We start from the raw sequence: 20283 nt of genomic DNA, 5'->3' as shown, positions 1-20283 counted from the left end.
GGCCGGCACCAACACCTATACGGGCGCGACACTCGTGACCGGCGGCACGCTCGTCGTGAATGGTTCGATCGCATCCTCGTCGAGCGTGACCGTCTCGCCTGGCGCTACGCTGAGTGGCTCCGGCCAGATTCCCGCGATGATCGTCAATGGCACGCTCGCTCCCGGAAATTCGCCCGGCACGCTTACCGTCAACGGCAGCCTGACGCTGGCCGCCGGATCGAGCTATCTCGCCGAGGTACAGGGTGCGGTCTCGGATCGCGTCAACGTCACGGGCGCTGCAGCACTCGCCGGTACGCTCAGAATCGTGCCGCTTGGCGGCGCGTACACATTCTCCAGCCCCTACACGTTGCTCTCGGCCGCGGGCGGGCTCGGAGGAAGCCGCTTCGGCACCGAGGCAACATCCGGCACGTTCGGCGACGGCGTCACCACGGCCATCTCCTACACCAGCAACGACGTCCTCCTGACATTGACGCCAAAACCGCTGGTGCCGATCGTCACGCCGCCGGCAGCTCCCCCGGGAGGCCTGTCGCCGCGCATGTTTGGCGCCAGGATGTTCAGCGGCTTCTCGATTGCCAGCGCGATCGATCGGGCCGTCGCTGCCGGGGGCGATCCATCGCCGCTGTTTACGATCTACAACCTGCCGGCAGCCGAGATACCCGCTGCCGTGAACCAGCTTTCCGGCGAAGCCCATACGTCGGTGCCGGCCATGGCCAATGCCKCCGCGGACCAGTTCCTCCACGCCATGTTGAACCCGGCGAGCGCCGGGCGAAGCGGGGCCGGCCCTGGCGCCGCGACGTTCTCGGCGCTGGGCGGCAAGGGAAGCGACGAACCGGCTCGACCGGCCTTCCTCGACGCCCCCGCATACTCGGTCTGGGGGGCGGTGCTCGGCTCCGTAGGGCGCAATGACGGAGGAGCCCGGGACGGTTCGGCCAAGCGTGATGTCGACGACGTGCATCTCGCCGTCGGTGCCGACCTTCGCGTTGGCCCTGGCAGTACCGTCGGCTTCGCCGTGGCTGGCGGCAGCGCCCGCGCATCGCTCTCGGGCGGGCTCGGAAAGGCCGATGCAGACATTTTCCAGGCCGGCATCTACGGCATGACCAAGCTCGGACCGGTCAACCTGGCTGCTGCCCTGGCCTATGCGCGCCTGGAKAACGATGTGAACCGGGCCGTGCCGGCTCTCGGTGCATCCAGCCTTTCATCGTCCTATGGCAGCAACGCCTGGAGCGGGCGCCTGCAGGCCAGCGCCGCTCTGTTTGAGTGGTCCGGCGTCACGCTTTCACCGGTGGCAGCATTGCAGGCCATCCAGGTCCGCAGCCCCGCCCTGACCGAGGCGAGCTGGAATGGCGCCAACGCCGCCGCGTTGAACCTGGCTCGGCGGAGCGACGTGACCAGCCGAAGCGAGCTCGGAATGCAGCTTGATGTCGGTGGGGCTGTGAACGGCCTCCCGGTTGCCGGTTATCTCCGGGCTGGCTGGGCGCATTACTATCAGCGCGAAGCCGGATTGAGCGCCACGATCAGCGGTCTCGCGGGTTCAGGGTTTGCGATCGATGGCGCGCGCGCCCCCCGCAACAGTGCGCTCCTGGCGGCCGGGCTCGATCTGAAGATCACGCCAGCCGTAACCCTGGGCGCTCGCTTCGATGGTGAACTCGCAGCAAGTGCAAATCGCCTCGGCGGACAGGCTCTGGTCAAGGTGAGCTTCTAGGCTCCCGATCGGACGTCCGGGCGAGGCCCTCGCTCGGACCCGGTCGATAGAGAGCGCCTTGCGCGCCGCCTGATCTGCGGTCGACGTCGAGACGGAATTCGGCGGCGCGGAAGAGTCCGCTCGCGTTGGTCGCGGCCGGCCCAAGGGGAGGCCTGGTCTCAGGATCAACGCAAGAGCCATTGGCGTTGGGCCTGTCCGCGTTGCCGTGATCAGTCAGCCTGGCGCGGCGGAAACTCATGGAACCATTGGAGGGATTCAGCGATTATCTGAGCCGGACCCGCTAGGGGGGCCGCTTGCCTCATGCGAACCGCATGCGCGCCATGACATATGCTCCCCAGAATCCTGGCGCGGAAGACGCCAAGGGTTTTCCTGATGCGAGGGACCGCCTCGAACGCCAGATCGGGAGGGAACGATGATCCAGTTCGAATTGCTGCGCGCCCAGGCTGTCCTTGTACTCTCGCCGGACGGGCCGATTGAAAAGGCCGATTCTGAGCGGATCGCCCGGGAGGTCGATCCGTTCATCGCATCCCATGGCAGGCTCGCTGGAGTGATGATCTGCGCAAAGGCCTTTCCGGGCTGGGACAGCTTCGGCGCGCTCGTGTCCCATCTCCGCTTCGTCAGGGATCACCACCGCAAGATCGATCGCATCGCGGCGGTAACCGATAGCGAGTTGCTGAAGATCATGCCGCATATCGCCAAGCACTTCGTTTCAGCGGAGGTTCGGCAATTTCCCTTCGATGAAAGGGCGCAAGCCTTGGCGTGGCTGGAAGCCGCGCGCTGATTGCGACGGTCCGACGTAATGGACGGAGCAGGGCCGGTTCGTCGAGGGAGGACAATCAGCAGCCCAGGGCTGCGCCACGGCAGGCGGCTGCAACATCACATATGCGATGCAGGCCGCAGACGGATATCCTCTTCGAGCGAAAGCCGGCACTGCGGCTCAGCGGGCTCACCTTGCGGGGGGGCGCCCGAAAAACGCCTTACGATGCGTCCCCGGAGGGGCTATAACGATGCACCGGATATCTCGGGTATTCGCTGCCGATATACTTGAGGTTCCTGAGCCCTTGTATTCCCTCGTCTGGAACCGACCAAGCATACGTCGCCTGACGAGGCCACGGAGATCATGATGGTCATGCGCGCTGTCGGCGCTCGACCGGACAGAGGCGCGTTGATCAAGGCAATCCAGGCGGCTTTGGCCGCCGCACGGGGATCATCTGCCACCAGTGGAGCATGCCGATGTGGATTCTGATGTATGTCTTCTCCTACTCGGTCAACCCTGCCGCGACAAACGACAGGGCCGAATGGAGGCTCCGCCCGAGCGTGGTGTTCCAGGAATTCTCGACGGAAGAACGATGTCTGTCCGCCAAATCGAAGCTTGACGACAGTTTAAGGGAGGCCGGAGACAAGATTAGAAGTGGCCTGGAGGATTTGAAGAGCATCGGGAAGGCCAGCCCGGGGCAGATCATCATTGCCTATCATGTGGAGTGCCTTCCGAAATGATTTCGGATCCGATGCCGTGACCCGATTTTTCGGGGACGCTTGATCCAGCGAGTTCGGCCCGGAACGGACGTCGTATCGGCCCGCACTTGGAGACATCGGCCGGGGCTCTCCCGCCATGGCCGGCGCACCTGAGCGGACCGGCGATGAAGCGACGGATTCGCGTCGTTATTGCAACACGCGCCAGCCGTGTTTTGCTTCCAGCCACAACCTTTGCGTTMAGGCTGGCGGAGCGGACCGAGGCCATGCCATAGCCACGTGATCGACAGGGTGCTTAAGGGTTGGCCAGGTCAATGCGACGAGACGGTGATGCTCCCAAGCGGTTGTTGCACCGGCGCTGGATCAAGGTCTCCCTCATCRCAATGGCGGCATTGCTTGTTCTCGTCTTGCTGCCGCTCGGCCTCGTTCTTTATCCGACGCTCAAGCCCTATCCCAAGACGGATTTTCAGGCCGCCGCTTCCCAGGCCCAAAGGAATCGCCAGGATCTGGCGCATCTGCGGCGTCTGCCCGAGGTCGAGCGGAGCTTCACCAGCGAAACCCGCGCGGCGTATGGGCGAGCTCTCGATGCGATCGAGCAGCGGGCAGGTGAGCTCGACAAGGCGGGCATGGCGATGGCGACGGCGAAGGCCGTGGCCCTTGCCGATAACGGCCATACCAACATCGTCGGGATGGCAGGGGATCATGGTTTCAACGCCGCGCCCATTCGCCTGGGATGGTTTTCTGACGGATTGTTCGTGATCGCGGCCGCCGACAACCTGCGTCATCTTCTCGGAGGGCAGATCCTCGGCGCAAACGAGCGCCCGACCGAAGCGCTGGTGGAGGCGCTGCGCCCTTATGTCGGCGGCCCTACCAATCTGTCGAAGGAGTTCGTGCCGAATTTCCTGATCTCGCCTGAACTGCTCCATGCCGCCGGGCTCGCCGACACGGCAAGCAGCAGCACGTTCGACATCCGTACGGCGGATGGCAGCATGAGGCGGGCGAAGCTTGCTGCGCTGCCTGCCAGCCAGTCTCCGTTGAGTAGCAATTTTTGGCCGAAGCGCCATCTCAGCCCCGTTGCGCCAGTCACTGGCGCGGCCGAATGGCGGCACGTCCTCGACGGCGTTGCTCTGCCGCTCTATCTCTCGCGACCTGAAGAGAACTATTGGCATGTTTATCCGGCGCAGGACCTGCTCTATGTCCAGATCAACCGGATGAGCGACAAGGGGCCGGTCTCCGCATCCCGGTATCTATCGGACATGCTCGACGAGGCGGGCAAGAAACCCATTCGAAACGCCGTCGTCGACCTGCGCTTCAACCGCGGCGGCGATTATGTCCTGACCGCGGACTTCTCGCGCCGCTTGCCTGAGCTTCTGCCGCCGGGTGGCAGGCTCTTCATTCTGACCAGCGCAAACACCTTCTCCGCGGCGATCAGCACCGCGGCACGGCTGAAATATTTCGCCGGCTCCCGCGCGCTCCTGATCGGAGAGGCGATGGGCGATCGGTCCCAGTTCTGGGGTGAGGGCGGAACCACCCTGTTGCCGAACACGAAACTGACGCTGCGCTATACGACGGCCTATCACGATTGGGAGAACGGCTGCAGCCTTTCGCAGATCATGACGTGCTTCCTGCTGAACTATGCCTATGCCGTGCCCGCAGGATCGCTCCAGCCGACGCTGACGGTTGCACCGACCTTCGCAGATTATGCCGCCGGCAAGGATCCCGTGATGTCGGAGGTCATGCGGCTGATCGCTACCGGCAAATAGGCGCGAGCGGCTCGGGCGCGATGGCGAGCCGGCCTCCTCTCCAGGGCTGCCGGCGTCAAGCCATTCGGCCCGGAGCGGTATCAGGGGGCCGCTGGCGCCTACTCGGAATAGTCGACGGGGGCTTCGGCGGGCGCAGCGTTGTAGAAGATGAACACGAGCGGTGTACCGGGTTCGGCTGTGGCGTCCGTGCGCCGGCCACAGACCTCGCCCGCCACATCGCAGATGTATTCCGCGACCACTTCGCCGAAAGCATTGCGCTGGATGGCGACCTTCTGCCCAATCTTGACCTTGTCCCTCAGCTTGACGAGAAGCTCGACGAAGCCGCCATGGGTTGAAAGAATGGTGTGCCCGCTGTTGGCGAGGAACACGCCTGAATCGCGACCCGTGCGCCCGATCGGACCGGCAATGATGCCGTGATGCTTCAGCACATTCATCGTGCCCTCTGCGAAGAGCGGGATCAGGCTGTGGTCCAGAATGCGCGCAGCCCCGATCTCGGGCGTGAAGGCTGGGATGCCTGCGTCGATCAGGGCGTTCGCCAGCAGTGTGGGATAGGCGCGATTGTCGAAAATCTGGTCGATCGGATAGAGCTCGGCCATGGCCCTGACCTCGGGCAGGTCCATTCGGGCGAGATGGAACCCCGTGAGATCCATCCCGGTGGTCCCCGTGTGGAAGTCGATCGCGAAATCGGCATTCGGCCTGAACAGCCTGTTGAACAGCAAGCCGGCATGCCGGCTGGGCGCGCTGTCACCGTTCTCGTTTCCGGGCCATTCGCGATTGATGTCGATGAGATCTATGCCCCGTCCGGAATTGGGCCAGCGGCGCGCCATGCCCTCCAGCGCCGGACGGGACACATCGAGAAYCGCCATGGCGCTGCCCGACATCGTGGCCGGATCGAGCTGGGCCATGACCGATTGGATCATGTGCATCGGGCTGATCTCGTCGCCGTGCACACCGCTGATGAGCGCGATGCGCTTGCCTGGCTTCGCTCCCTTGGCKACGATAACGGACACGTACCAGTGCTGCCCCGTCGGCATCTGCACGCCCTGGAAATAGAAAAGGTGCCTGCCGGGCGCGAGGTCCTCGAGGTCGAGTGCGCTGATCACTCTCTTCCCGCCGATCACGTCTCCGGTGAAGACCGTCCCGCGCGACGCGGCCTGGGCCGAGCGTGCCGCCGGCGCCGAAGCGGCCTGAACTCGTGCGGGGCCGGCATGGGCCGCGAGGGCAGCCGACGCGCCGACCGAGGCAATGGTTGCCCTCATGAAGTCACGGCGATCGAGGCTGTCTGTTTCGTCTGACATGGCGATCGGTCCTTATGTCGTACGCGATGGGGACGATCTGCTCCCGGCCCGGCGCCGACGCAAGATCCGGGTGAGACGCCGCCACCCGGGAGGCGAGCACGGTGCCGGGCAGGGCGGTCATGCTGCGAGCGTCGCTCGCGGTCCGGTCTTGGATTTCTCCCAGCAATCGGAACCACTTGCCGCAGGGGTGGCGAATTTACTTGTTTTGGGCGATGATGCGGCGGAACTTGGGCAGTGCTGCCGCAGTTGAAGCTGAGCAAACCTCGGAGGCGACAATGGGCATTCTCGAGCTATCGATCGTACTGGCATGTGCCTCGGCCATCGGATTCTACATCGCTGATGGGGCGGCATGAGGTAGGACCTCTCCGCCTTGATCTGACGCAGGCGCGCACACTCCGCTCCCGATGCCCTTGCTCCCGCGATCTCGCAGGGGTCCTCGGGAACGTCCTGGGATGCGCCTTGGCGCCGGGCTGGCCTGGGAGAGCGCTCAGCTGTCCGGATTGGGAAAAGGGCCAGGCTCTCCCAGCTGGCCGTGGCCCGCCTCGTTGTCCTGCCCCGTCTGGAGCGAGACGTTCAAGGCAATCAGCAGCGAGACCCTCCCTGTGAGCTCATTGAGCGCGTCGACCATCTCATCGACGATTTCGGCGCTGTGATCGAGACCACATTGCTTGAGGAACACGACGGCTTTGCGCGCACGAAGGATCAGGTCGTCATAGACAGGTTGCATAACGATCACCGCCGGCTGCGGGAGCCCCTGAGCATGATGCAGCCTGAGCGTGCGCGGGTAGAGACTTACGGCCGGTGTCTTCCAAGCCCTAAGACCCTAGACCCCTTGGGACATATCATGCGGCCCTGATGCCTTCCTCAAACTCCTCGGGAATGGCGCCATGGCGGGCGAGAACCTCAATCGAGCTGAGTTCGCTGGTCTCGTCATCGGCCACGACATGGATGACGGCGACGCCTTCCGCCCGCCCCGCGAGCCGCTCCGCATCGCGCAGGGCATGGTGCTTGGTCTTGGCGGGCGTCTTGTTGCCCGGCACCAGCCGTTTCCGGCGGGTGACGAATTCCTGGATGATGAAGGTGTCGACATTCATGGCGTGAATCTCCGCGGCCTTCGATTGTTCTAGTTATGTTCTCGAGCAAGTGCGAGTCAAAACCTCGGCGGCCATGCGTGTCTGCGATACGCTCACCTGGCCGTGATCGATGGAGTCTCGGAGGGCGCCCCTGCGGCGTGCGGCGAGAGCACGGCGAGCCCGTGCGTCGGCGAGGATGGAGTGTCCGGTGCCGGGCAGTTTTGAACCGGCGCCAGGATCATGCGTTTAGCCTCGACCTCAACAGAGTGCTGATCATGATCCGTACGACTTTCCATAGCCTGATTGCGCTGGCGCTGCTCTCGGGCGCCGCGTCCAGCCAGACTGCTCCGGCAGAAAATCCGTCCTCACCCGAGATCGTCGCCTGCAAGGCCACGGCGCTCCATACGATCTCGTCGCGGGAGCCAGAGATCAAGGACATCTATATCGACGAGGACGGGGCGACGATCGCCACCTCCGAAACCAAGGTGGGGGATACGCCGATCACACGCATCATCATGGGCGAAGCCTACTTGCGCACGGATCGCACGGACAAACCGCGGCGGTTCCTGTGCCTCATCGGGGAAAGGGGCAAGGTTCTGCTGACCTTCTTCACGCAGCGCTGACGACTTGGGGGCCGATCTTTCGAGGCCCCGCAGCGCAGGCATCTGGGCCATGGGGCCGGAGCCGGACACGCCGGGGACGACCGCTCATAGGCGCCGATTATGCCCGCTGCGCCGAATGGTGCAGCGGGCTCGTTCTCGTTCTGCAGCCGGAAAACGCGACGCGGCCATGGCGCAAGCGATGCGGGGGAAGGTCTCGAGGTGGATGAATACGCTCAGGCTGGGCGACGACGATCCGGCGGCAGCAGAACGTCACAGGGAAACGCTGTTCCGGACCCATCGCTTCACAAACCCCGGGAAGGTCCGCTCCGCGATCGCGCCGTCAGAACGTGCGTTCCTCCATCAGCTTCACTGAATCGGGAGCAGGCTTATAATGCCAAGTTGCTATGGAGGATGTTGTCGTGGGGGTAGACATCGTGCGGCTCGCCTGTTGTTCCATGCATCCCGCGAGCGGCAGTAAGACAAGAGCAGCCAGTGAAAGACGAAGTACATAGGTCATCACTACACCTCATCGTGAAAGGTGAGACGATATTGCCCCCTCAACCTCGGCAATAACCGCAATATACGACGCATTGTCGCAGCCAKAGATCACAGCGCAGTCGAGCGTCATCACGTCATCGCGACTGTCGCCGGGCGCTTATCTGATGGCAGAACGCCGTGGAAACGGAGCGCGCTCATMGCGCATCGGCCATCGGAACCTAATCGTTCGCGGCGCGTAGTACAGGACGAGTTAGTGACCCCAAACTTGGCCCGGCTCTCCTAAAGGGGGCCGGGTTTCTGTTGTCTGGATCGGAGCAGGCGAGGCACCGGCAGGCCTCGGCTCAGGGGCAAGCAGTCCAGGGGGCATCTGCGAGCCTCCGGTCAGGGGGCCAGGAGTGCGACCACAATCCAGGCCAATACTGCCAGGACAAGCCCTGCGATCAGAACCTTCAGGACCGGGCGGCCAAGGAAACCCTGCCGTGCTTCGACGGGCGTTTCCTGTGCGGGATGGGCGGCCGAGTGATCGTCGGGGCGCAGAGGAGAGATCGGGTCGCCGCCCCGTGTCGCCGATTGCCGTTCGGCCCTGCGTTCAGTCTCCGTTTCCATGGCGTTCTCCTCCGCACGGTTTCAAGCTCGCGGCTATCCGCGAATGACGGAACAACGGTGCCGCCGGACGTCAGGTTCCGCCGCGCGGCTGATCCGAACCACAGGAAACGGGTGGCTGCACCCCGCGGCCAATCGCTAATTCGCCTTGACGACACCGACAGGGGAGCGAGCTGTGGAACTGGAAGACAAGGCGATMATCATCACGGGTGCGAGCAGCGGAATCGGCGCTGCGGCGGCTCTATTGTTCGCAGCCGAAGGAGCCAAGCTGGTTCTCGGAGCCCGCCGTGGTGCCGAGATGGAAACCTTGGCTGCGCAGATCCGGAAGAACCATGGCCGGGCCGTGTGTCTGGCCGGCGACGTCAGGGATGAGGACTATGCCAGCGCGCTCGTCGCCCTGGCCCTCAAGGAATTCGGTCACCTCGACGGCGCCTTCAACAATGCCGGCATCGTCGGCGACATGATGCCGGTCGCCGAGATGGGGATGGCCAACTGGAACGATGTCATCGCGGTCAATCTGACGAGCGCGTTTCTGGCAGCGAAAGCCCAGATCCCGGCCATGAAGGAGAGCGGGCAGGGCTCGATCGTCTTCACATCCTCCTTCGTCGGCTTCAGCAATGGCGGGCTGCCGGGAATGGCGGCCTATGCCGCGTCCAAGGCGGGCATGATCGGCCTGATGCAGTCGCTGGCCTCCGAGCATGCCGCGGACGGCATCCGCGTCAATGCGCTCCTGCCGGGCGGCACCATCACGCCAAGCGGTGGCGAGGGACAGCCGGCCGTCCTGGATTTCGTCGCCAACCTGCACCCGATGAAGCGCATGGCGAGTTCAGAGGAGATCGCGCAGGCGGCCCTGTTCCTGTTGTCCGACAGGTCCAGCTTCGTGACGGGAAGCCCGATGCTCGTGGATGGCGGCATTTCCGTGCGGCTGGCCTGATACCGGCGCTGAAGCGAGCCGCCAGATCAGGATTGGCGGGCGACGATCGGAAGTACCTTCGATCGAGCGCCTCGCCATCTCCCGCGGGGACCGGGAGGAGCGACACGGTTTGGGAACGTATGGGTCTCGCTGGCGTTAGCTCGTCTATCGGCTTCATCAATGGCAGAGGCATGGCAATGCGAGAGCACACAACCCCGGCGGTCGAAAGTCTCCGGAAGGAGCAGAAGCAGCAGCGAAAGACCGAGCGTGAAAGCACGCCGGAACAGCAGCTCGACAAGGCGCTGAAGGATACGTTCCCCGCAAGCGACCCGGTCGCCGCGCAGAGCCCGGCCAAGCCTGGGGCGCCGGGGAAGAGGCGGCAGTAGGATGAACGTCGCCGGCTGGCTCCGCCCACGCGGAACCAGCCCAAAGGTCGCGTGAGCGGACATGAAGGGCGCTCGTCCTCTCGCGCKGCGAACATAATGTGCCGCGTTGGCAAGCCAACGCGCGGTGTCTCCGTCGAGCGCCGGAAGTGCACGGTCCGCGCTCGGCCGCGTAGCGTCGCCGACGCAGTGTTCAGCGCCGCGGCCGCTTGCTCCGCAATCGAGGCCGCCTCCGCCGGCCGCTGAATCCGTTCATCACAAGCAAGATCATCGAAATCAGCATGGTCAATCGCAGGCCCGGCGCATCATGCTCCAGATTCTGCTTGCGATCGGCGGCGGCCGTGTGACCAAAGGTCGGATCAATCGCGGCGCACCCGAGGCGATTATGGGAGCTCTCTATGCCTCCGCCGGCTACCAGATCGGCCTGAATGGCCGCTCGCATGCCTATGACGGCAGGCTGGGGATCAAAATCTGGTAAAGCAACCTGTACCCCGAAGGCCCGCAGAGATTCACGCAGCCATCGACATCACTGGTTCAGGCTTCCGAGCTCCATGCCGGGCTTGATGCCCGCAGCGATTCTCAATCTCGATCAAGGCGAAGAGTGGCAAAGCTAGACCCTTTACTGAGGCTCCTGCGCAGTCGTGGAGATTGCCCAATGACCGACCGCGCCGTAGCGGCAGTATCGGTGACATATTTCACACATATGGCCGGCTAATGGGCCACAAGCTTCCGGTCCGTCTTGCGTGCGTCCGGACCGGCTGTATGCCTGTAGCCTCRCACGGCTCCAACGGCACGCCCGATGCTCTTCAATTCTACCGAGTTCATCTTCGTCTTTCTTCCGCTTGCGGTGCTTCTGCACTTCGCATTGGCGCGCGTGAGCGCCGCGGCCGCGATCATCGGCACGACGCTGTCGTCGCTCGTCTTCTATGCATGGTGGAACCCGCCTTATGTGCTGTTGCCCGTGGCGTCGATCGTCGCGAATTTCTGGTTCGCACGGCTGATCGCAGCCGCGGAGAAGCCGGCGGCGAAGCGACTCCTGGTCTTCGGAATCGTCAGCAACATCCTCGTGCTATGCTATTGGAAATACGCTGATTTCCTTCTCTCGATCGTTCATTCCTACAAAGCCGCGCCCCCCGTCGTTCCGCTCGCCTTGTCGTTCACGACATTCGTGCAGATCGCCTTTCTGGTCGACGTCTACCGCCGCAAAGTTCCGCTTCATTTCAGCCGCTACGCGTTCTTTGTCGCCTTCTTCCCACATCTGATCGCGGGACCCATCGTGCGCTGGAACAGCTTCGGCCGGCAGCTCGGCGATGATGCGCGCTTCCGGTTGGATTGGTCGAACGTTGCCCTTGGGCTGACGATTTTCATCATCGGCCTCGCCAAGAAGGTGCTGATCGCCGATTCGCTTTCGCCGCATGTCGGCACGGTCTTCGACGCTGCGGCGAGGGGCGACCCGGTTACCGCCATCGCCGCATGGGGCGGTGCCCTGGCCTTCTCGGCCCAGATCTACTTCGACTTTTCCGGCTATTCCGAGATGGCGATCGGCCTCGGGCTGTTGTTCAATTTCCGGCTGCCCGTGAATTTTGCCGCACCATTGCGCGCAACCAGCATCCTGGACTTCTGGCGGCGGTGGCACATCACGCTGTCGCAGTGGCTGCGGGACTATGTCTACGGGCCGCTGACCTTCGGCCGGCCGATGGGGTGGTGGCGCGCCATCGCAGTGATGATCACGATGACCCTGGCCGGTCTCTGGCACGGAGCCGGGTGGACGTTCGTGGTATGGGGCGCCTATCACGGCTGCCTTCTCACCATCAACACGATCTGGCAGCGGATCGTGCCCGAGCGGGATGAGCCGACACAGACTGGGCGGTTCGTCGGATGGGCGCTGACCTTTACGGCCTTCGTGGTGGGCTCTGTCCTGTTTCGCTCTGCGGATATCGAGACGTCGGGGCATCTCTTCGCCGCCATGGGAGGCATGGGTCAATCCCCGGTCGCGGAGGCGCTCACGCTCCAGCACGACTGGTGGGCGATACGCCAGGGCTGGATCTCTGAGGCCTTCATCCGCACCTGGCTCGGCAGCACCTGGTCGCTCACCGGGACTGCGCTGACCCTGCTGGCGCTGGCGATTGCCCTTCTCCTGCCGGACCCGATGGAGATCACCGGCTATCGCGAAGGCGATGCTCAGTCGAACTGGCGAAGACATGTCGGCGCGCTGGCCTGGCGCCCCTCGCTCATCGCCCTCGGCACGGCCTTCCTGCTCTTCGGCGAAGTGTTCTTCCGGCTCGGGCAGGTGAGCGAGTTCCTCTATTACCAATTCTGACGATCAGTCTGGGAGCGTAGCGTTTGATGGCAACGGACAAGGGCGAAGCCGAAATCACCGCGTGGTGCGTCGCGCATCTCGCCAAGGGGCTGCGACGTCCTGCGGAAAAGATCGATCCGCAGGCCAAGTTCACGCGCCTGGGCGTCGATTCCGCGATGGCGGTTTACCTGGTGGCCGAGCTCGAGGAATGGCTTGGGCGCGAACTCGCCCCTGAACTGGCCTTCGAATACCCCAGCATCGCAGCGCTTGCCCGTCACCTCGCGGGAGCGCAGGATTGAACCAGATTCCGACAATTCAGGAGAGCCCGGCGGTCCTCGAGGCCGGTCACAGCTCGATGGTCGAGCTGCTGCGTGCGCGCGCCGCGGAGCAGCCGAACGAGCGCGCCTATGCCTTCCTGTCGGATCGCGGCGGCGAGGAGGCATCGCTCACCTTCTCGGAGCTCGAGCGCCGCGCCCGTGCGCTTGCGGCGGAGCTGGTAGGGCGCGGTCTCTCCGGAGAGCGCGCGCTCCTGATGTTCCCGCCTGGGCTCGATTTCCTCGTCGCCTTCTTCGGCTGCCTGATTGCCGGCACGATCGCTGTACCGATGATGCCGCCACGGCGCCTGGGCGCGCGCAATTCGAGCGCCAGCATCGTCGCCGACTGCACGCCGCGTATCGCATTGACGAGTCCGGCACTGCAGGCGACACGCGGCGACCTCTCGGAGCGTCTCCAGGCCCCCACGCTCGATTTCATGGCCGTCGACGCCACGAAGGAGGCCCAGGCGCCGGCGGGAAGCATGTTCCCGGAGCCCGGCCTGCAGGACCTGGCTTTCCTGCAATATACCTCGGGCTCGACGTCGGATCCCAAGGGCGTGATGGTGAGCCATGGCAACCTTCTCGCCAATAGCGAGATGATCCGGCTCGTATACGGCAACACCCGCGCGACGACCTATGTGAGCTGGGTGCCGCTCTATCACGACATGGGGCTCATCCTGAACGTGCTGCAGACGCTCTATATCGGCTCGCTTTGCGTACTCATGGCCCCCGTCAGCTTTATGCAGCGCCCCCTGAACTGGCTGCGCGCGATCAGCGACTACCGCGCCGAGTTCGCGACGGCGCCGAACTTTGCCTTCGATCTCTGCGTCGATCGCTTCCGCCCCGACCAGATGGCGGGGATCGATCTGTCCCACTGGAAAATTGCGCTCAACGGCGCCGAGCCGGTGCGCGCGGAAACGATGGAGCGCTTCACCGAGACCTTCGCGCCCTATGGCTTCGCGCCGGACGCATGTTCGCCGGCCTACGGGCTCGCGGAGGCGACGCTTCTCGCCTCCGGCGGCGGACGGGGGCGGGGGCTCGTAAAACGTCGGATAAGCCGGGAGGCGCTGCAACGCCTTCGCGCGGCCGCGCCGACGAGCGAAGACGACGCGCAGTTCGTCGCAGGCTGCGGCAAGGCCCTCGTCGGCGAAAGGCTCGCGATCGTCGATCCGGAGACATGCCGACGCCTTCAAACCGGTCATGCCGGCGAGATCTGGATTTCCGGTCCGAATGTCACCCAGGGCTATTGGCAAAACGCCAAGGCCACCGCCGCGACCTTCTGGCCGCGGATCGAAGGGGAAGCGGCGGAGCGCTGGCTTCGTACCGGCGATCTCGGGTTCCTCGATGACACCGGCGAGCTCTTCATCACCGGGCGCATCAAGGACGTGATCATCATTCGCGGCATCAACCATTATCCGCAGGACCTCGAGGACACCGTTCAGGCGAGCCACCCGGCCTTGCGGAGGCATGGCGGCGCCGCCTTCTCGATCCTGGACGAGGATGGCGAGGGCCGTCTTGTCGTGGTGCAGGAAATCGAGCGGACGCAGATGCGCCACGTCTCCATCGATGACATCGAGGACACGATCCGCGAGGCGATCGCCACCGAGCACGAGCTTGCCATCCAGGATGTCGTACTGATCCGCCCCGGCAACCTGCCGAAGACGACGAGCGGCAAGATCCAGCGCGGCCTTGCCCGCAGCCTTTTCCTCGACGGACGCCTTGCCGAACTCCAGCCAGGTTTGCCCGATGCTCTGGCGTAAGAAGAAGCCGGTTTCCGCTGCGTCCGGGATGAACCCTCGGACCTATGCGCTGGCCCTTATCCTGGGCGCTGCGGCGTTCTTTGCCAGCGTGGTCGTCGCGAATGTCGTGATCGATCCGCAGGGCGTGTTCGGCACAAACGTCCTTCCGCGTACGCCCAACCTCAATTACCACTACCGTAATCTCGCGGCCTATGACGCTGCGCCGGACAGTTTCGAGGGCGTGCTGTTCGGCTCCTCTCGCGCCCAGGCCACTGCGCCAGCGGAGCTGTCCCGCCGCTTGGACGGGGTGAATTTCGCCAGTTTCTGGGCCACACGCGGCATGCTGCCGGACTTCCTGCCCGCGCTCGAATACGTCCTCGCCGACAAGGCGAAACGAGGGCAGCACTTGCGCACGGTGTTCCTGCTCCTCGATATCGATACCTTCGGAGATCCCCCGGCGACAAACCGCTACATCGAGACCTTGCTGCCTCAGGCCCTGAGCGGCGAAAGCGGCGTGTATTTCTGGTGGCGCAATCTGACGGCCATGCAGGTCCGGAGCTGGCAGCGTATCCTGCGCGAGGCCCGCGCCGCGATCGAGGAGAGGGATCGCAAGAGCCCTTCGGTCGTCGACAAGGTGAAACTGGCATTCGTCCGTTTGGCATCGTTGAGCAGCTTGGCCGGGCGTGGCTCGCAGGCCGGAAGCGACTACAACAGGCCGTTCGCGCAGCGCGCGTATTTCGCAGACCAGCTGCAGATCCTGCAGCGTATCGCCACGCTGTCTCGACAGAACGGCACCAGGCTCATTGTGGCCGTCAGCCCGCTCCACCGTGCCGTCGAGAGCCGCTATTTGCCGAAGGATCTCGCGCAAGCGCTTGATCAGGTTGCGCGTGTCACGCCGCTCTGGGACTTCACGGGCGCCGACTGGCTCTCGGACGATCCGAACTATTGGATGGGCGACCAGGCTCACTATTCCGCTGAGGTCGGCCRCATGATGCTGGCCCGCATTTTCGGCGAGCCGATGCCGCCCAACTGGGAACGATTCGGCCGGTTGAGGGGAGCGGAGGGCGCCGTCGCTTCAAAGGTCGATGCGCGGCGCTGAAGTGCGCCGCCGCTTGATTCTCTTCCCGCCGCGCTCGATCAATTTCCAGATCAGAACAGCATAGCGTCAGAGCTCGGCAGTTCCCTCGCGAGCCGCAACTGACGCTTGGCCCACGTGCTGGAAATGCCAGAATCGCGCTGGTGTAGCCCGAATGTGCCCGAGCAGATACGGCGCCGCGGCATCTTAATGCCGTTCGCCAACTCAATGGTTCCATGAGGTTTTATGGTCGGAGCGAGAGGATTCGAACCTCCGACCCCTTGTCCCCCAGACAAGTGCGCTAACCGGGCTGCGCTACGCTCCGACAGGGCGGCTTATAGAGGGGTGGGCGCGCGGATGCAACGCGCTTCGGCATACTCTCCGCAGGGTTTTTCAGAAGCGCTGCATCGCCGCCATGCCGCGCTGCCATATCTCGCGCCAAGCCTTGGTTCGGGGCGCGAAAGAACCACGTCCACCTGCGCTTTCGGCGTGCACYGGGAACAAGCGCCAAGGGGCTCCATGGCAGGAGCCGGCTGGACGCATACCCTTGAGCGATAGCCTTCCGGCTTCGAAACCGTCGGCATTAACTGCATGTTAAGCAAAACATTGCGGAGAGAGCCGTTCGTCCACATCCTCCCTCCCGGATGATCGGTGGAGAGTGGCATGACCGCGACGATTGCGTTGGGTGCGAAGGGAACAGCCGCAAGGGCGACACGGAATCAGGACCGCGCTCTCGAAACCTTCTTCGCCGAGCTGCAGCCCGATTGGCATTCGCGCTGGGCCTGGAAGAACTACGAGCGGACGATTCTCGCCCTGACCCGACAGTTCGGCTTGAGGCGGATCTGCGAGATCGGTGGTGGCCGCGACCCGCTGTTCTCCGCCGCCGAAGCCGCCAGCCATGGTCTGGACCTCGTCGTCAATGATATCGACGCGAACGAGTTGGCCTTGTCGGCGCCCGGCCTGCGGACGGCGCGTTTCGACATTGCTGGCGATCTGTCCGAACCTGATGTCGAATGCGGCGGCTACGACCTGATGGTCTCGCGCATGGTCTTCGAGCATATCCGGGATGTCGAGCGGGCCTGGACGAACATCCATGCGCTGCTGGCGCCAGGCGGAATGGCGCTGGCCTTCTTCCCGACGCTCTGGGCGCCGGTCTTCGCGCTGAACCACATCCTGCCGGAGGCCGCCTCGCGCGCCATCTTGCACGCGCTGTTTCCGGCACGTCGGCAGGACGGCAGCGATCCAAAATTCCCGGCCCATTACGACTGGTGCCGCGGCAGCCGCGCGCAGCTGACGCCGATGCTCAACCGGGCCGGATTCCGCGATGTTCACGTCCAGCGCTTCTGGGGGCATGGCTATTTCGAGCGCTTGCCGGGGCTGCGGGAGATCGACCACGCCTTCAACCTGCTGGCTGCGAAAACGGGCTGGGACCTGGTGACGACCTACGACTACGTGCTGGTCCGCAAGGCGCCGGTCTAGGACACCGACCTGAAAAATGGATTGCGGTCTTGGGGAAGCCGATGCGGACACAGAAGGGCAGGTCAGAGAACCGGAGACGATATCCAGTCCGATGACCTATGCCCGACCAGCGGGCAATCGTCCGCGCGGGAGTTGACCGGCAGCGTTGCCCGGCTTGAGCGCTGCCAGGCCCCAGACCAGCCCGAGCAGCAGGTAGAAGTGCCGCCAGTGGTCCGTGTCGATCTGGACACCCTGCAGGATGGTGATGAACAGCACCGACCACAGCACGATCGCGTGGTTCTGCCAGGGCGAGCGGTTGAAGACGAGACGCCAGCCGACATAGCAGGTGGTGACCATCAAGCCGAGATAGGCGATGCCGCCGAGCCAGCCATAGGAGGCGAACGCATTGATGTAGACGTTGTGCGGATCTTCCGGGAAATGMCAACGGAAGCGCAACGGGCCAAGCCCGTTGGGCGCATCGAGGAGGAGCGGGAGCGAGCGCAGCTGGCTGCCGAATCGGCCGGTTACGCCCTGGTCGTAGCTCTGGTTGAGGCTGGCGCGAATCTCGAAGATGTCGCGGATGCTCTCGAACGAGAGCGCGATCAGCAATGCGACAAGGATGCCCCCAAGCGCAGTGAGGGTGAGCATCACGATCCGGGCGCGGCGCGCAGCGTTGGGTGCAGTCAGGAACATCAGCCCGACCATCATCAGGGCCGAGCCGGCCAGATTGCCCCAGGCCCCGCGCGAGAAGGCCAGCAGCACGGCCATCAGCGGCACGCTCATCACCAGGAAGCCGCGTATCAGGCCCAGGCGCCCAATCAGGATATGCTGCAGCGCGTAGACGATAGGCACCACGAGGAAGGGCCCCAGCACATTGGGATCCTTGAACGTGCCGGAGGCGCGGCCGGCATAGGAGAAGACGTCGGAAAGGCCGGCGATGTCGAAATAGCCGAGKATGCCGGCAAAGCTCGCGCACCAGGCGGCGAAGAGATAGCCCTTGCGCAGGGTTTCCAGCCGGCCGAGCGGGTCCTCCGCCATGATGGCCGCGAAGAAGATCGCAGTGATCATCAGGTAGACCGAGACGGCTGTGAAGCGCACGGAGGCCGGCTCGTCCATCCACGGAATTAGCGAGAAGATGCCGCCGATATTGTAGAGTAGCAGCAGAACGACCATCGGCAGCAGCTTTTGCGAGAAGCGGATGCCTGTCAGCGCGAAGACGAACAGCGTGAGCAGGAAGAAGAATTCATAGGGTGACGGCTCGATCAGCGCGAAGCCGCTGGAGGCGGTCAGCAGCCAGAGCGTGCCTCGCTTGATCGAGGCCAAGGACACCCTCAGGCCGCGACGGCCGCCTTCATCTCCCGCGCGGTCGGCGAGCGCGCTCAATAGGCGTTCTCGGACTTGGTCAGCAGCGAGATCGGCGTCTTGTACAGAATGTAGAGATCGAGCATCACGGACCAGTTTTCGATGTAGTACAGGTCGTGCTCGACGCGGCGCTGGATCTTGTCCTCGGTGTCGGTCTCCCCGCGCCAGCCATGGATCTGAGCCCAGCCGGTGATGCCCGGCTTGACCCTGTGGCGGGCGAAATAGCCGTCGACCACCTGCTCATAGGCGCGGCTGTCGGCCTTGCCGTGGACGACATGCGGGCGGGGGCCGACCAGCGAGAGATTGCCCTTGAACACCACGTTGAAGAGCTGCGGCAACTCGTCGATCGAAGTCTTGCGGATGAAACGGCMGACGCGGGTGACGCGCGGATCATCCTTGGTCACCAGCTTGCTGGCGGTAACATCCTGCATCTCGTGATAGAGCGAGCGGAACTTGAAGACTTCGATCTGTTCGTTGTTGAAGCCGTAGCGCTTCTGCCGGAACAGGACCGGCCCCTTCGAGTCGAGCTTCACCGCGATCGCCGTGATCAGAAGAACCGGCGAGAGGGCRATCAGGGCAAGGGTGCCGACGATCTTGTCGAACAGCCATTTCACCACGATGTCCCAGTCCGCGATCGGCCGGTCGAACACATCGAGCACCGGCACCGCGCCGATATAGGAATAGGAGCGCGGTCGTAGCCGCAGCTTCGACATATGGGCGGAGAGACGGATGTCGATCGGCAGAACCCAGAGCTTGCGCAGCATCTGCAGGATGCGTCCCTCCGCCGAGATCGGCAGGGTGAAGATCACCAGGTCGAGCTTGGTGCGGCGGGCGAACTCGACAAGGTCGTCGATCGTGCCGAGCTTTGGATAGCCGGCGACGAGATCGGGCGAGCGATCGTCGTTGCGATCGTCGAAGACGCCGCAAATCTGCAGTCCGGAGTCCTTTTCCGCTTCGAGCGCCTTGATCAACGCTTCGCCCGCAGCGCCGCCGCCGACGATGGCCGTGCGCCGCTCGAGCCGTCCCGTGCGTGTCAGCCGGCGCACGGCCATCGTCACGAGAAGGCGCTCGCCGAGCAGGGCTGCGAGACCGCCGCCATAGAAGCCAGCCAGCCAGACCCGGGAAAACTGGCTTCCGACCTTCATGAAGAAGAAGGCGGCGAGTGCGATCAGGAACAGCATGGTCCAGCCCGCGACGAGCCGGGCAGCCGTCGGGACGAAATGGCGCAAAGCGCCTATATGGTAGAGATGCAGCGCCTGGAAGGCGGCGAGTGCGCCGACGCTCACCAGGAGAACGGTGATCTGATAGAGAAGGGTGCTGCTGGTGGTGCCCGCGACATAGAACCAGTAGACCAGCCCTGCCACGCTGACGATGGCCAGAACGTCGAACAGGCGCACCAGGCCTTCGATCAGGACCGGGGAGAGTGTCGGCTTGACCGGCATCGCCGCGATGCGTTCGGCCAGGGGATGGAAAGCGCGGGTCGAACCCGTCTTGCTCCCGCCGGCTGGATCTGATGCTCCGGCCGCGTCGGCCTGGATCAGGTCACGCACATCGAAAGTGCCCATCACACGCTACCTCTACTCAGACCGGAGCAATACTCACCTCCCGGTCCCGRCTTGCGATTAGCTCAAAATGCTCTCGGAAGGCTTAATCCGATGCTTCGCTGTCTTGTGGCCAGCAAGGAGACTCTACGGCATTCCGGACCATCGCGAACGGTCCATTTTATCC

19 protein-coding genes and 1 tRNA gene are annotated in these 20283 nt (G+C 64.0%); 13 read left to right on the top strand and 7 right to left on the bottom strand.

Annotated features, from left to right (window positions below):
• From AC1DJT_RS19490 to AC1DJT_RS19475, 4 genes are all read left to right on the top strand, one after another.
• Window positions 1-1702, top strand: a 1702-nt coding sequence (locus tag AC1DJT_RS19490) for an autotransporter domain-containing protein (protein ID WP_476834688.1), incomplete at its 5' end; no start/stop codon positions are given.
• A gap of 412 nt (window positions 1703-2114) precedes the next feature.
• Complete coding sequence (locus tag AC1DJT_RS19485) at window positions 2115-2483, top strand: SpoIIAA family protein (RefSeq protein ID WP_476770318.1); 369 nt, start codon at window positions 2115-2117, stop codon at window positions 2481-2483.
• Between the two features lie 452 nt (window positions 2484-2935).
• Complete coding sequence (locus AC1DJT_RS19480) at window positions 2936-3199, top strand: hypothetical protein (protein ID WP_441490962.1); 264 nt, start codon at window positions 2936-2938, stop codon at window positions 3197-3199.
• Between the two features lie 290 nt (window positions 3200-3489).
• Window positions 3490-4938, top strand: coding sequence for a S41 family peptidase (locus AC1DJT_RS19475; protein WP_476834687.1), 1449 nt, complete (start codon window positions 3490-3492; stop codon window positions 4936-4938).
• Window positions 4939-5036: 98 nt separating this feature from the next.
• On the opposite strand, the gene AC1DJT_RS19470 is transcribed toward AC1DJT_RS19475, so the two are convergent.
• The 3 genes from AC1DJT_RS19470 to AC1DJT_RS19460 all read right to left on the bottom strand — a co-directional run bounded on the left by AC1DJT_RS19470 (window position 5037) and on the right by AC1DJT_RS19460 (window position 7330).
• Window positions 5037-6236 (bottom strand): M14 family metallopeptidase, encoded by a 1200-nt coding sequence (locus AC1DJT_RS19470; protein WP_476834686.1) that lies wholly within the window; start codon window positions 6234-6236, stop codon window positions 5037-5039.
• Window positions 6237-6723: 487 nt separating this feature from the next.
• Window positions 6724-6963, bottom strand: coding sequence for a hypothetical protein (locus AC1DJT_RS19465; protein ID WP_441508973.1), 240 nt, complete (start codon window positions 6961-6963; stop codon window positions 6724-6726).
• Window positions 6964-7078: 115 nt separating this feature from the next.
• Window positions 7079-7330, bottom strand: coding sequence for a hypothetical protein (locus AC1DJT_RS19460; protein WP_069881075.1), 252 nt, complete (start codon window positions 7328-7330; stop codon window positions 7079-7081).
• Between the two features lie 254 nt (window positions 7331-7584).
• Here AC1DJT_RS19460 and AC1DJT_RS19455 point away from each other — a divergent pair, with 254 nt between their 5' ends.
• Window positions 7585-7932, top strand: a complete 348-nt coding sequence (locus AC1DJT_RS19455; RefSeq protein WP_441508341.1) for a hypothetical protein — start codon at window positions 7585-7587, stop codon at window positions 7930-7932.
• An 858-nt stretch (window positions 7933-8790) separates the two neighbouring features.
• On the opposite strand, the gene AC1DJT_RS19450 is transcribed toward AC1DJT_RS19455, so the two are convergent.
• Complete coding sequence (locus tag AC1DJT_RS19450; protein ID WP_441508342.1) at window positions 8791-9015, bottom strand: hypothetical protein; 225 nt, start codon at window positions 9013-9015, stop codon at window positions 8791-8793.
• A gap of 172 nt (window positions 9016-9187) precedes the next feature.
• Here AC1DJT_RS19450 and AC1DJT_RS19445 point away from each other — a divergent pair, with 172 nt between their 5' ends.
• The 7 genes from AC1DJT_RS19445 (at window position 9188) to AC1DJT_RS19415 (ending at window position 15759) form a co-directional block, all read left to right on the top strand.
• Window positions 9188-9946, top strand: coding sequence for an SDR family oxidoreductase (locus AC1DJT_RS19445; protein WP_441508343.1), 759 nt, complete (start codon window positions 9188-9190; stop codon window positions 9944-9946).
• Window positions 9947-10122: 176 nt separating this feature from the next.
• Window positions 10123-10311 carry a hypothetical protein gene (locus tag AC1DJT_RS19440; RefSeq protein ID WP_141740231.1) on the top strand — a complete coding sequence of 63 codons (189 nt, stop codon included), beginning with the start codon at window positions 10123-10125 and terminating at the stop codon, window positions 10309-10311.
• Window positions 10312-10615: 304 nt separating this feature from the next.
• Window positions 10616-10786: a hypothetical protein gene (locus AC1DJT_RS19435; RefSeq protein ID WP_476770320.1), complete on the top strand. Its 171-nt coding sequence runs from the start codon at window positions 10616-10618 to the stop codon at window positions 10784-10786.
• A 321-nt stretch (window positions 10787-11107) separates the two neighbouring features.
• The gene (locus AC1DJT_RS19430) at window positions 11108-12628 is read left to right on the top strand and encodes an MBOAT family O-acyltransferase (protein WP_441508344.1); all 1521 of its coding nucleotides are present in this window, start codon (window positions 11108-11110) and stop codon (window positions 12626-12628) included.
• A 26-nt stretch (window positions 12629-12654) separates the two neighbouring features.
• Complete coding sequence (locus AC1DJT_RS19425) at window positions 12655-12906, top strand: acyl carrier protein (RefSeq protein WP_441490951.1); 252 nt, start codon at window positions 12655-12657, stop codon at window positions 12904-12906.
• Complete coding sequence (locus tag AC1DJT_RS19420; protein WP_476770321.1) at window positions 12903-14681, top strand: fatty acyl-AMP ligase; 1779 nt, start codon at window positions 12903-12905, stop codon at window positions 14679-14681. Before AC1DJT_RS19425 ends, AC1DJT_RS19420 begins: the two co-directional genes overlap by 4 nt.
• Window positions 14668-15759: a hypothetical protein gene (locus tag AC1DJT_RS19415; RefSeq protein WP_476834685.1), complete on the top strand. Its 1092-nt coding sequence runs from the start codon at window positions 14668-14670 to the stop codon at window positions 15757-15759. Before AC1DJT_RS19420 ends, AC1DJT_RS19415 begins: the two co-directional genes overlap by 14 nt.
• Before the next feature lie 223 nt (window positions 15760-15982).
• Here AC1DJT_RS19415 and AC1DJT_RS19410 read toward each other — a convergent pair.
• A tRNA-Pro gene (locus AC1DJT_RS19410) sits at window positions 15983-16060 on the bottom strand.
• A 338-nt stretch (window positions 16061-16398) separates the two neighbouring features.
• On the opposite strand from AC1DJT_RS19410, the gene AC1DJT_RS19405 reads away from it, so the two are divergent.
• Window positions 16399-17214, top strand: a complete 816-nt coding sequence (locus AC1DJT_RS19405; protein WP_441508347.1) for a class I SAM-dependent methyltransferase — start codon at window positions 16399-16401, stop codon at window positions 17212-17214.
• 96 nt (window positions 17215-17310) lie between these two features.
• Here AC1DJT_RS19405 and AC1DJT_RS19400 read toward each other — a convergent pair whose 3' ends face one another.
• Window positions 17311-18516 (bottom strand): O-antigen ligase family protein, encoded by a 1206-nt coding sequence (locus tag AC1DJT_RS19400; protein WP_476834684.1) that lies wholly within the window; start codon window positions 18514-18516, stop codon window positions 17311-17313.
• A 56-nt stretch (window positions 18517-18572) separates the two neighbouring features.
• Window positions 18573-20120 carry an undecaprenyl-phosphate glucose phosphotransferase gene (locus AC1DJT_RS19395; protein WP_476834683.1) on the bottom strand — a complete coding sequence of 516 codons (1548 nt, stop codon included), beginning with the start codon at window positions 20118-20120 and terminating at the stop codon, window positions 18573-18575.
• Between the last annotated feature and the right edge of the window lie 163 nt (window positions 20121-20283).

It is taken from the genome of Allobosea sp. 05T422_2, from assembly GCF_056396265.1.
Note: the sequence above shows the minus strand (reverse complement) of the source record. Positions and strands in the feature narration are given on the sequence as shown.

What these genes read in the sequence shown, in the direction of transcription:
- AC1DJT_RS19485 (WP_476770318.1), top strand. Translation starts at nt 2,115, where the DNA reads ATGATCCAGTTCGAATTGCTGCGCGCCCAGGCTGTCCTTGTACTCTCG.
- AC1DJT_RS19480 (WP_441490962.1), top strand. Translation starts at nt 2,936, where the DNA reads ATGTGGATTCTGATGTATGTCTTCTCCTACTCGGTCAACCCTGCCGCG.
- AC1DJT_RS19465 (WP_441508973.1), bottom strand. Translation starts at nt 6,963, where the DNA reads ATGCAACCTGTCTATGACGACCTGATCCTTCGTGCGCGCAAAGCCGTC.
- AC1DJT_RS19460 (WP_069881075.1), bottom strand. Translation starts at nt 7,330, where the DNA reads ATGAATGTCGACACCTTCATCATCCAGGAATTCGTCACCCGCCGGAAA.
- AC1DJT_RS19455 (WP_441508341.1), top strand. Translation starts at nt 7,585, where the DNA reads ATGATCCGTACGACTTTCCATAGCCTGATTGCGCTGGCGCTGCTCTCG.
- AC1DJT_RS19450 (WP_441508342.1), bottom strand. Translation starts at nt 9,015, where the DNA reads ATGGAAACGGAGACTGAACGCAGGGCCGAACGGCAATCGGCGACACGG.
- AC1DJT_RS19440 (WP_141740231.1), top strand. Translation starts at nt 10,123, where the DNA reads ATGCGAGAGCACACAACCCCGGCGGTCGAAAGTCTCCGGAAGGAGCAG.
- AC1DJT_RS19435 (WP_476770320.1), top strand. Translation starts at nt 10,616, where the DNA reads ATGCTCCAGATTCTGCTTGCGATCGGCGGCGGCCGTGTGACCAAAGGT.
- AC1DJT_RS19430 (WP_441508344.1), top strand. Translation starts at nt 11,108, where the DNA reads ATGCTCTTCAATTCTACCGAGTTCATCTTCGTCTTTCTTCCGCTTGCG.
- AC1DJT_RS19425 (WP_441490951.1), top strand. Translation starts at nt 12,655, where the DNA reads ATGGCAACGGACAAGGGCGAAGCCGAAATCACCGCGTGGTGCGTCGCG.
- AC1DJT_RS19405 (WP_441508347.1), top strand. Translation starts at nt 16,399, where the DNA reads ATGACCGCGACGATTGCGTTGGGTGCGAAGGGAACAGCCGCAAGGGCG.